At 43.2% G+C, this 11,205-nt stretch carries 13 protein-coding genes and 1 pseudogene; 7 read left to right on the top strand and 7 right to left on the bottom strand.

All coding sequences use genetic code 11. The annotated features are described in order from the left end of the window. Window positions 1-5: 5 nt before the first annotated feature. A complete protein-coding gene (locus V7L07_RS23600; RefSeq protein ID WP_442936081.1) occupies window positions 6-2,567 on the top strand; it encodes a hypothetical protein in 2,562 nt (853 codons plus the stop codon). Window positions 2,568-2,731: 164 nt separating this feature from the next. Then, complete coding sequence (locus V7L07_RS23595; RefSeq protein WP_179065659.1) at window positions 2,732-2,881, top strand: photosystem I reaction center subunit VIII; 150 nt, start codon at window positions 2,732-2,734, stop codon at window positions 2,879-2,881. Between the two features lie 187 nt (window positions 2,882-3,068). On the opposite strand, the gene V7L07_RS23590 is transcribed toward V7L07_RS23595, so the two are convergent. From V7L07_RS23590 to V7L07_RS23565, 6 genes are all read right to left on the bottom strand, one after another. After that, on the bottom strand, window positions 3,069-3,188 hold the full coding sequence (locus V7L07_RS23590; RefSeq protein WP_152589562.1) for a photosystem II reaction center protein J: 120 nt from the start codon (window positions 3,186-3,188) through the stop codon (window positions 3,069-3,071). A gap of 70 nt (window positions 3,189-3,258) precedes the next feature. Beyond that, on the bottom strand, window positions 3,259-3,381 hold the full coding sequence (locus tag V7L07_RS23585; RefSeq protein WP_012411802.1) for a photosystem II reaction center protein L: 123 nt from the start codon (window positions 3,379-3,381) through the stop codon (window positions 3,259-3,261). A gap of 8 nt (window positions 3,382-3,389) precedes the next feature. Beyond that, a complete protein-coding gene (gene psbF, locus V7L07_RS23580; protein WP_015115279.1) occupies window positions 3,390-3,527 on the bottom strand; it encodes a cytochrome b559 subunit beta in 138 nt (45 codons plus the stop codon). A 9-nt stretch (window positions 3,528-3,536) separates the two neighbouring features. Beyond that, complete coding sequence (gene psbE, locus V7L07_RS23575) at window positions 3,537-3,785, bottom strand: cytochrome b559 subunit alpha (protein WP_012411800.1); 249 nt, start codon at window positions 3,783-3,785, stop codon at window positions 3,537-3,539. 185 nt (window positions 3,786-3,970) lie between these two features. Next, on the bottom strand, window positions 3,971-4,975 hold the full coding sequence (locus V7L07_RS23570) for a photosynthesis system II assembly factor Ycf48 (RefSeq protein ID WP_335061272.1): 1,005 nt from the start codon (window positions 4,973-4,975) through the stop codon (window positions 3,971-3,973). Between the two features lie 164 nt (window positions 4,976-5,139). Then, entirely contained in the window at window positions 5,140-5,475 is a 336-nt protein-coding gene (locus V7L07_RS23565; protein ID WP_069071324.1) for a rubredoxin, read from the bottom strand. Between the two features lie 354 nt (window positions 5,476-5,829). Between V7L07_RS23565 and ndhC the strand changes: the two genes are divergently transcribed. Genes ndhC through V7L07_RS23550 form a run of 3 tightly spaced genes read left to right on the top strand, consistent with a single transcriptional unit; the run spans window position 5,830 to window position 7,443 of the window. Beyond that, entirely contained in the window at window positions 5,830-6,192 is a 363-nt protein-coding gene (gene ndhC, locus V7L07_RS23560; protein ID WP_104908259.1) for a photosynthetic/respiratory NAD(P)H-quinone oxidoreductase subunit C, read from the top strand. Then, window positions 6,183-6,920: a photosynthetic/respiratory NAD(P)H-quinone oxidoreductase subunit K gene (ndhK, locus tag V7L07_RS23555; RefSeq protein ID WP_335061271.1), complete on the top strand. Its 738-nt coding sequence runs from the start codon at window positions 6,183-6,185 to the stop codon at window positions 6,918-6,920. The genes ndhC and ndhK overlap by 10 nt, the downstream gene beginning before the upstream one ends. Next, complete coding sequence (locus V7L07_RS23550; protein ID WP_334764728.1) at window positions 6,913-7,443, top strand: NAD(P)H-quinone oxidoreductase subunit J; 531 nt, start codon at window positions 6,913-6,915, stop codon at window positions 7,441-7,443. Before ndhK ends, V7L07_RS23550 begins: the two co-directional genes overlap by 8 nt. A 68-nt stretch (window positions 7,444-7,511) precedes the next feature. On the opposite strand, the pseudogene V7L07_RS23545 reads toward V7L07_RS23550, so the two are convergent. Continuing rightward, window positions 7,512-8,396: pseudogene (locus V7L07_RS23545) on the bottom strand (Rpn family recombination-promoting nuclease/putative transposase). Between the two features lie 331 nt (window positions 8,397-8,727). Between V7L07_RS23545 and V7L07_RS23540 the strand changes: the two are divergent. Next, window positions 8,728-9,120, top strand: a complete 393-nt coding sequence (locus V7L07_RS23540; protein WP_335061270.1) for a Pepco domain-containing protein — start codon at window positions 8,728-8,730, stop codon at window positions 9,118-9,120. Window position 9,121: 1 nt separating this feature from the next. Next, window positions 9,122-11,185, top strand: a complete 2,064-nt coding sequence (locus tag V7L07_RS23535) for an SUMF1/EgtB/PvdO family nonheme iron enzyme (protein ID WP_335061269.1) — start codon at window positions 9,122-9,124, stop codon at window positions 11,183-11,185. The last annotated feature ends 20 nt before the right edge of the window (window positions 11,186-11,205 follow it).

The following is an 11,205-nucleotide window of genomic DNA, read 5'->3' as shown; positions in this document are numbered from 1 at the left end:
ATGCGATCGCTGTTTCCACAGAATCGGCAATTACTGGAGAACTGGAATCTACTGTCCCAGAAGAAACCGCAATTGATTTAGATAATGCGATCGCTGTTTCCACAGAATCGGCAATTACTGGAGAACTGGAATCTACTGTCCCAGAAGAAACCGCAATTGATTTAGATAATGCGATCGCTATTCCCGCAGAATCGGCAATTGTTCTATACAGCAACCCTATTAATATTGTTCTGCCAGATGAAGGGAACTTAGAAGACACTGCCCCAGCAGAACCTTTAATTGGGCTAGATCAAGCGATCGCTGTTCCCGCAGAACTGGCAATTACTACAGACAGCAACACCATTACAACTGTTTTGACTGATGAAACGGAAGAAAATATAGCGATCGAAGAGCCTGTGAGTCCTGAGTGGCTCAAAGGTGAGACAGTAGAACAGATTTTACAAAATTTAATAGATTTAGCTTTACCTGCCTCTGAACTGCTGCCCAACGATGAAAATGTTACAGATTCTTTAGCGACACAACTACCGCCACCATTACTATTAACTTTAGACCAGGATAATTATATTGCTCGTTGGGGACAAGATCTTGCAATCAATGGGCATATAGAACCTAAAGAAAATACAAATCTAGATCAAGCTGAAACATTATCTCCAAAAAGGCTACGGGCACTTGAACTAGGAATTGAATTGCGATCGCCCAATAACTCGAAAATCTTGACCAAGGTACGGCAAATTGTACCAGATCAAGAGTTACCCTTCAGTATAAATACCTCAATTAATATTCCAGCTGACTGCGAATCTAAGTTAATTTTGGCAGATATCAGTTTATATGGTAAATTCGCCGATGCTGGTGAAGTCATCCGGTTAGCTAGCCAGTCCTTCATCATTACAGCAGATGTCACAGAATTACTGGCAATCACAGCCGCAGCAAAACCTAGTACAGATACAATACTATCGGACTCATCTGCTGCTTTCATAGAGCCAGAGACACCTGTTAGGCTAGATTTGAAACTATTAAATCTGGTCAAAATGGCAAAAACAGACCAGTCTCAGATAGTTAGTCCATCTCCAAATACACCGTTACCACCGCAAATTAACCTGCAAGCTCTGCGAGAAGCTACTCTACGGACATCTAAACTAAAGAATTCAGGCAATTCACCTCAATTACCGAAACTGCCCCCTATTCAAAGCGATGCCAACATTCCCGCAGATGTTGTTGCAGAACAACCCATACAGGAAGAACTTCTAGAAAAGGACGCTAATATAGCCGCCATCAACTTGGAGCAATTGGTTATCAAGCAACGTCGGATGCCAATACTCGAAACTACTTTGCCATACTTGAGACGCCTACAAACTTTGCCAGGTGATACAGAAGAAGTTAAAAAAAATGTCCTCCCAGATGCCTTGGAAGTTCAAGGGGCTGAAGACTTACCGCAGTTAGATGCAATTGTACCTGAAGATGAAAAGACACCTGAATTAATAGTAGCTGATGCAACATCTCAAGAAGAATTTGTTGCCGAAGTAGAATCCCCGCAAAATGAACCATCTCAGGAAGAATCTGTTGCCGAAGTAGAACCCCTGCAAAATAAGCAATTGCAGGAAGAATTTGTTACCGAAGTAGAACCCCAGACAAATGCACAATTTATTACAACAGGCAACCTTTACTCATCTCCTTTACTCAGAAAGTGGATGCAGAGCCAAGGATACTCTTTGCCTGAATCGATCAATGATCTGCAACCTCAAGACTACGATAACTATGAGCCAGCGCCGCAGACACCCCTTTCTCTGAGTGCAGAAACAGCGAATGTTGATGTTAACTTGCCATTAAACTTAGATGCCAACACTGAGACATGGCGCGAACAGGGGATATGGGAAGAAGTCCAAGATTTGGCTGACGAATTGAGTAACTATGGGGAAGATATAGACACAGCGCGGGAAGCGGATCTGGGGATAGGAGAAAATACAGAACTAGAAAAAGCACTAGAAGAAGCAACACTCTCATCGGCTTTGTCAACGCAAATACCGCCACCGCCTCCTCCGATAAAAACAAATATAGCGTCAGCTTGGCTGGCGCAAGAAATCGTTGTAGATGATACAGATAGTGAACTGGAAGCCGATTTAATTAGGGGTTACACCTTTGAACAGAAAGAGCAACCATTATTAAATTTATCCCCTTCCTTACCTATAATTACGGCAGCCACTAAGATTTTGCCAATTCCACAACTGCATGTGCCAGAAGGCGAACTAATCGCTGGTAAGTTTATCATAGTGCGCGTAGTACTACCTGAAGTACCTCCGCAAGTTGTTGTCAAGTTATGGGTTGAAGATTATCAAACTCGTTGGTTACTAGATGGGCCCCATTTATTGACAAATTTACTACCTAATGCGTCAGGTGGGTTGGAAGTGATGACGCAATTAAACATTCCCTTTGGCTGTTTAGAAATTCGCTTGGAAGCGATCGCACTTGATCTGACAACCCAACAAGAGAGTCACAAAGTCACAATATTGCGAACTGTGATTCCTCCAGACTTACCAGACTTGCAGCTAGATGAACTCCTGGGTATCTAACTTAGGGATGAGGGGCATTGGGCATTGTTAGTCACCAATCCCCAGTCCCCAATCCCCAATCCCAATATTGCCTGTGTTAAAAATATGAAAGAATTTCAAAAATTTGGCAGAATTTGCAGTAAGCTCATTTTGAATTGTAGTGTGATTCGATAGGAACCTTTACTATGGCAGCTTCTTTTTTGCCTTCTATCTTGGCTAGTACTTCCTACTTGCCTGCTATTTTCGTCCCCATAATCGGTTGGGTTTTGCCAGCTGTGGTATTCTCGTTTCTGTTTTTATACATCGAAAGCGACGACATCAGCAACATTAACTAATACTGATGTAGTCATTGGTCATTGGTCATTAGTCATTTGCAAAAAACAAAAGATAAAAGACAAATGACTATTGACCAAAATTAATACCGCCTATCTCATAGAGACAGGCGGTTTTTTTAACGTTGATTTCTCAACAAATGCTAGAAAATTCTAACTTATAGTATTCGGTTCAAACTTCAAACTAATGTTAAATCGAAGAACCGAGTCCGGCGTAGGCACCATAAAAGAAAATGCCCAAGACTGTAATTATACCTAAACCTGCGATCGTAGCGACGACCCACAGGGGAATTCTCCCACTTTCAGACACAGCTTCTCTCCTCCCTTAACAACAAATCAACACACGTTCAATAAACAAAGATTAACAACAGTAGTTCCAGTTAGTTAAAGAAGTAACTGGAAAATAGAATACCCAGAACGAAAACTAGCAGTAATCCCAGGTATAGGGAAGTCCGGTTTAGTTCAACCGGCTGATTATTGGGATTGGGCGATCTTTCTACCATAATTGCTCCTAACGTTGAATAAATTGCATTGCGGCGATCGCGCCTAAAAAGAATACAGTTGGTACACCTAAGGTGTGAACTGCCAGCCATCTAACGGTAAAAATTGGATAGGTAACTGGTTGATTGATGTTATTGCCGCTAGTCATGATCTCAAACTACTTTCCAATAAATTGTTCAACTTGTTTTTTAGCTTCAAAACGGTTCTTCACAATGGGCACTTCTTGTCGTGCTGGTGTGAAATACTCATTGGGGCGGGGTGTACCAAAGGCATCATAAGCCAGCCCGGTGCTGACAAATAACCAACCAGCAATAAACAATGCCGGGATGGTGATGCTATGAATTACCCAGTAGCGAACGCTGGTAATGATGTCCGAAAACGGACGTTCTCCAGTGGTACCTGACATTTAGATTCCTACCTTCACAAAGAATGTTATAGAGTTTATTATCCTACAAAGTTAAGAAAGAGTTACAAGTTGCAAAGTTCTTCTCAGAAATAGGTACTGGGGATTGGGGATTGGGGATTGGGGATTGGGTATTGGGGATTGGGAAAAATCCTAGCTAGTCCCTAGTCCCTAGTCCCTAGTCCCCACTAAGCTGCTTCAGGGTTTGGTAAATATTTGAGCAAAACACCGCGATCGCCAATGATAAATCCCCGTTCTGGCTCTAAGAATACAATCTTGTACAAATTAGCCGCAACTTCTTCCACTTCACGGTCTTTTTCCCAGGTTTTGCCACCGTCGCCACTGCGGAGCAAATTACCGCTACCGCCACCTATCCAAATTTCATTGGGTGTGCGATATGCCAAATCTAGTAAACCCCAACTGGTAGATAACTCTGGATATTGTGCCTTTTGCCACTCATCAGGTTTAGTTTCGTCACTAAACTGAATTTGGCCTCCTCTAGCTAGTAACCACAATTGCCCATTGTTAGCAAAACCCATGTTTTCTACCCGCCGAGAACTATTGCGATTATGGGGAACCCAAGCATCCTGCCCCGGTTCCCAAGTTGAGTAGAAGCTACCCTTAGCAGAAACAGCAACATATTTACCATCAGCAGAACGTTCTAAGTTACGTACCACACCGACTGCTGATTCTACCTGGGCTTTCCAGTTTTTGCCGCCATCTGTGGTTTTATATATGGCTCCGACATCAGTGGCCATTTCTGCTGTACTGTCTGACAGTGCCTTAACTGCGATCGGGCTACCTGGTAGCTTTTCGTTCAAAGGAATACGTGACCAAGAAGTACCCTCGTCGGTTGTATGTAGCAAAAGTCCAGGCTCTCCGGCTATCCAGCCTTCTTTTCCTGCAAAGCTTACTGAGTCAAAACGATACTTTTGCTCATCCAGTTGCAGTGTGATTGGTTTCCAGGTATTACCACCATCATTGGTTTCCAACAGGGTGGCATTGCTACCTACTAAGTAGCCATGTTCAGGGTTATCAGTAAAACCTATATCCAATAGATTCGAGTCTGTTGGCACAGAAATGACTTTCCAAGGGTTGTAGCTAACAGAGGGAATTTTGCTACAACCTATGCATATTACGACTACTATTAACAAGGCAAATATTCGTTGCCAACTTTTCAAAAATGAATGCATCAGTATTTCTTAGTTGTTTCTAAATTTCTCTAGGAGTCGGTAGTCAGGATGCTTGATAATCCTGGGTTTTTCATTTTGTTAGCGAGTCCGCGTACCCTTACAGGGAAGCAAGCTACGCTTTTAGCGTCTCGTAGAGAGCGTCATTTTGAATTGCTTAACAGCTGTTACTGTAAGCCGTAGAGACTGATAAAAAACAAGAAACCAAGAGCCAAAGCACCAAAAATTAGGATATTCTTTTGGGTTGGCGTTAGGTTGTTAACACCCAAACCGTAACCGAGATTTTCTTTGAACCCAGATGCAGTACCGGCAGGGCCGATGTTGGCAAAAGCGGTCTTTTTAGCAGAACAAACTGGACAGCGCCAATTTATAGGCAGTTCCGCAAAGAGTGTCCCGGAAGGAATATCATGCTTGTCGTCTCCCTTCTCAGGTTCGTAAACATAACCGCAGGCGCGACACTCGTAGCGGTCTAACACCGGAGTCTCAACAGCTGGTTCGCTCATGGCTAAGGCCTCGCAGAGAAGAAATCTTAAATATACGTTAAAAATTATGACATAATTGTTAGACTTTTCTATCACTAGCAAAAGCGAATCAAATACCTGAAGTGCGTCTGTTTCCCAGATTTCAGAAAAACCAAACAGATATAATGTAAAAGAAAGTAACGTAGTTGAGGGATTGGGGACTGGGGATTGGGGACTGGGGATTAAAAATAAAGAATTTGGTATTAAGGATAAGGGATTGGAGATTCAGAAGGATTACCCAGTACCCAGTACCCAGTACCTAGTCCTCACTCCCCACTCCCTACTCCCACTCCCCACTCCCTACTTAAAATACTCCATAAGCGGTAGATACTCATTGTGTTTGTCCTCAGCGGTTACGAGTACCTTCTAGGCTTCTTCATCATCTGTAGCCTAGTGCCTGCCTTAGCGCTCTCAGCATCCAAGCTCCTACGACCCAGTAGTTACAGCCCAGAACGGCGCACCACCTACGAATCTGGCATGGAACCCATCGGGGGAGCCTGGATTCAGTTCAACATCCGCTACTATATGTTTGCTCTGGTCTTCGTCGTCTTTGATGTGGAGACTGTTTTCTTGTATCCTTGGGCGGTAGCTTTCCACCGTTTGGGGCTATTGGCATTTATTGAAGCGCTAGTCTTTATTGCAATTCTTGTAGTCGCTTTAGTTTACGCATGGCGTAAAGGAGCTTTGGAATGGTCTTGAATTCTAACTTAACAACCCAGGACAAAGAACGAATCATCAACCCCATTGAGCGGACTACAATCACTCAAGACCTTTCAGAAAACGTCATTTTGACGACGGTTGATGACCTCTATGACTGGGCGCGGCTTTCTAGTCTGTGGCCGTTGTTATTTGGTACTGCTTGCTGTTTTATCGAGTTTGCAGCTTTAATTGGTTCCCGATTTGACTTTGACCGTTTTGGGCTAATTCCCCGTTCTAGCCCCCGCCAAGCTGATTTAATTATTACGGCAGGGACTATTACGATGAAGATGGCTCCTCAATTGGTGCGTCTTTATGAACAAATGCCAGAGCCGAAGTATGTAATTGCGATGGGAGCTTGCACAATTACTGGCGGAATGTTCAGCGTTGATTCTCCTACAGCAGTGCGCGGAGTCGATAAATTGATTCCTGTGGATGTGTACTTACCTGGTTGTCCTCCTCGTCCCGAAGCAATTATCGACGCAATTATTAAGCTGCGGAAGAAAATCTCCAATGAATCGATGCAAGAGCGGGATAAAATTAAGCAAACTCACCGCTACTACAGCACGACTCATAATTTGAAGCCAGTAGAGGAAATTTTAACTGGCAAGTATTTGCAGTCAGAAACTCGCTATGCACCACCGAAAGAATTGGCGGAAGCGATTGGTTTACCAGTACCACCTGCACTGCTGACAGCAAAGGCACAAAAGGAGGAACAAACCCGTGGCTGAAGAAGAATCTAAACCAGTAGCAGCAGCGAAAGAAGAAGCATTGGTACAAGCCGGTAAAGTTTCCCAGTGGTTGACGGAAAATGGCTTTGACCATGAGTTTTTGGCACCAGATAAAAATGGTGTAGAGATAATTAAGGTGGCGGCAGATTTTTTGCTTCCTACCGCTACAGCCCTTTATGCCTACGGGTTTAATTATCTCCAGTTTCAAGGTGGTGTTGATCTTGGGCCAGGACAAGAATTGGTGAGTGTGTATCACTTGAATAAAGTGGGTGATAATAGCGATCGCCCCGAAGAAGTTCGAGTTAAAGTGTTCTTACCACGGGAAAACCCCGTAGTGCCTTCTGTGTACTGGATTTGGAAGACCGCAGATTGGCAAGAACGCGAGTCTTACGATATGTACGGCATTATCTACGAAGGACACCCAAATCTCAAGCGAATTTTGATGCCGGAAGATTGGGTAGGTTGGCCTTTGCGGAAGGATTATATCTCGCCTGATTTCTACGAGTTGCAAGACGCTTATTAGAGATTGCTGAATTTCACCATTAATTAACCCCTTTCCGGTGACGGAGAGGGGTTATGTTTTTGGTGTTTTCATGTCAAGTTGGTTGACAAGATTTGCTGTAATTCATTGACTGTATTTACAGTTTTAATTGCCTGCTGAATTGCTTTTAATTTTTGCAAATCCGTAATTTGAGAGATTATCGGCATCAATTCTAAACCTTGATTGCCAAACTTAATTTCTAATGCTAATTCAATTCCTGAATACAACTCTTCTTTTCTTCCTCGCAGTTCTCCGCGTGCTTCTCCTCGTTCTTCCCCTTTGCTAAAAATTTCTTGATACCAAGGCGACTGCTCTAAAAGTGCCATATCCCACCTCAGAATTTGTTGAACTATTGCACTATCTAATACAAAGGTAGCAAAAAATCCTAATACTGTTTCTAGTTGATTCAATTGTTCATCTGCACGTAATATTCGCAATGCGTCCCGAATCGTAGACTCGTTATCACCTCCTTTGAGGATGGGTACAAATGGAAGTAGTGATGGTAATGGTTGTGCAAAGGCAATGTTTACATCAACTTCTCACAGATTAATGACACGGTAATCTTGAATAGCACGTAAACCAGCAATATTTAATGCATAACTTGTAGGTATTTCAGCATCACTTGCCTTGAGGATATTAATTAGTACTGGATACGTGGGCAAATTATATTTTTCTTCTGCAAGTGCTGTGTATGCACGCATCCTACGCGGCATTTCTGGTTTATAGCGCAGTTGTAATTCGTTAAGAACGAGAAATTTTCCATACTGGGGACTTTCGACACGGATTAAAACATCACTTTCTCGACTTATCCACTGAAATTCTGAGTTGATAATTTCGCCAGCAACAATATCAGGAATTTGTGTTACCCATTTTACCCAGTTATCAGGCGCAAGGCTGATTAAGCGTTTGGTACTGACATCGGCAGGTTTGCTCATGGGGTTGTAAACGCACTGAAAGTTATAGACATCTCCAGAAATTAAATATGCGTTACCCAGAACCCTTGTAAAGACGTAGCACTGCTACGTCTCTACATTCTTTTTCGGAGATGTCTTATCAAATAATTGTACTTAATACTGGATTACAGTCAGATTTTTGATTGGATTACTTAGAGTCCTGTTTTTAACGCAGAGGGGCGCGGAGGGAAGCGCAGAGGTTCGCAAAGGAGATGTCTAAGATGTTCTGTGAAATTTTTTAGTAATCGGAATCGCTGTCTCTACCGTTGTATCTATATTTGTGGGACAATTTAATCTAAATATTTAAAGTAATATGTCAGAAATACCCCAAAACGACGGTATTTGGATTGTGACGGATGAAGTGCCGCAAATATCAATTCCTGATGGTGCTAAAGGCGGGAGTACTAATACACGCGGTTGGGGAGACGAAACTAGGGATAGTACTGGTAGCAAAGGGGTAGCAGATGCCGTTAAGGTTAGCGCTCAAACATTAGAGCAAAATATGACTCACTTTCTCAAAGTAGTGGGAAGTTTGTTTAGTCAAGCTGAACAGCAAGCAAAAGTCAACTCCAAAATGCAGCTAGATGAAATTGAGCTATCGGTAGAAATTAGTGCAGATGGGGAAGTTAAATTAATTGGCAGTGGTGTCAAAGCTGGGAGTAAAGGAGCAATTAAGCTGAAGTTCAAGCGCCAAGAACCAGGGTGAAATGGCAAAAAATTGGGCGATCGCAATTGGTATTAACCAGTATGATTATCTGCAACCGCTAAACTATGCCAAGCGGGATGCACTGTTAATGCAAGAGTTTCTGGCCAATGAAGCCGGATTTGAGCGGATATTCTTCTTCTCTGATGACTCTCCTCATGTTGACGGAAAATCGACTCGCCCAACTCGCACTAACTTACTGCGAGTCTTGCGACAGTTATTTGACAATCCCTTTATGGGAGCAGGGGATAATTTCTGGTTTTTCTTCAGTGGGCATGGGATAAGATACGCTGACCGTGATTATCTCATGCCCTGTGATGGCGATCCAGAGGATATTGAAAACACGGCAATAGCGATTAACTTTGTGAGTGAACGCCTGCGTCGCTGCGGTGCTGATAATGTTGTCTTGATTCTGGATGCTTGTCGCAATGAAGGCAAAAAAACAGGTGAAGGAATTGGGCGACAAACCGCAGAAGAAGCACGTCAACAAGGAGTTATCAGCATTTTTTCCTGTATTCCCCAAGAGTATTCTTATGAAATTAATGCTTTACAACAAGGTGCTTTTACCACTGCATTACTAGAAGGGTTAGGAATTCAAGGTAAATGCGCTACTGTTGAACGCTTGGAGCAATATCTCAGACTTCGTGTGCCTGAACTGGTTCGCCAGCATAAGAATACAAGGCAAACGCCTTATGTGATTGCTGAACCTGTGAATAAATCCCACTTAATACTTGTGCCACGATACGCAACTCTAGTGGATATCGCCACGTTGAAAAATGATGCTTATTACGCTCAGAGTAAAAGAGACTTTGATTTAGCAAAACAACTCTGGATTCGGGTATTAGCTGCGGCTTCAGGTCAAGATATGGAAGCTATAGAAGCCTTAGAAGAAATTGCTCGGTTGCGAAATAGTTCTGCAATTCCTGATTTACCTCAGCAAACAATTCCACAAGCATCTAAGTCAGTCACAAATAAGCCAATCTCACCATCCCCTGTTACTAATACTCAGACTTCGGGTGCGGGACAAATTGCAACATCTACAAATCCAACACCTCCAGCGCCATTAAAAAACCCAATATTATCTAACTGGTCACGGCGAAGGGTGATAACTGTTGGGTTTGCGGGTGCTGGGTTGGGTTTGGCAATTGTAGTACCTCGCATTTGGCCGTCTGGAACAACTACACCAAAAGCTACAGGTGAACCAACAGATGCACCAGGAGCTACACCAGCAGCTTCACCAGAAATAACAAGACCTCCTAGTAACCCGAACCCGTCTGGCGTTTCCTCCAATTTAAAAACCTTTCGATTTGAAACGGTGACTGTCAATGCACAGGGAAGTATCACCAACCGCCGTAATGAGGAAGCGAAATATTTTGAAGAAGACTTAGGGAATGGTGTCACCCTGGAAATGGTGCAGATACCAGGGGGAACCTTTATGATGGGTTCGCCGGAAGCAGAAGCAGGGAGATATGAAATTGAAAGTCCACAGCATCAGGTAAAAGTACCTGGGTTCTTCATGGGTAAATATGAAATCACCCAGGCACAGTATCAAGCAATTATGGAGAAAACACCTTCTTATTTCAAAGGTGAGAAACGACCTGTAGAACAAGTTAGTTGGGATGATGCGGTAGAATTTTGTAAAAAGTTGAGTCAGAAGAACACAGAACACACCTACAGGTTACCCAGTGAAGCAGAATGGGAATATGCTTGCCGTGCTGGAACCAAGACCCCATTCTATTTTGGTGAAACGATTACCACTAAGTTAGTAAATTTTGAGGGTAAAGAAACAAAACCAGTTGGTAGTTTTCCACCTAATGCCTTTGGTTTATGCGATATGCATGGTAATGTATGGGAATGGTGTCTCGATGTATATCATGACAATTACCAGGGTGCGCCAAAAGATGGTAGTCCGTGGTTAACTGGTAAATATAATTACGCGAAGATGCTGCGTGGCGGTAGTTTGGTCGACTCTGCCAGATATTGCCGTTCTGCCTATCGCCTTAGGTACGCGCGCGCTGTTCGTAGCTACGGTGCTGGTTTTCGCGTAGTGGCGGTGGCTGTGGCGTGAGTACTCCCCATTGTCAGAGT

The sequence above is a fragment of the Nostoc sp. genome, assembly GCF_036916985.1.
In the GTDB taxonomy this organism is placed as follows: Bacteria; Cyanobacteriota; Cyanobacteriia; order Cyanobacteriales; family Nostocaceae; genus Nostoc.
The sequence above is the reverse complement of the archived record's forward strand: the minus strand, read 5'-3'. Positions and strand labels throughout refer to the sequence as shown.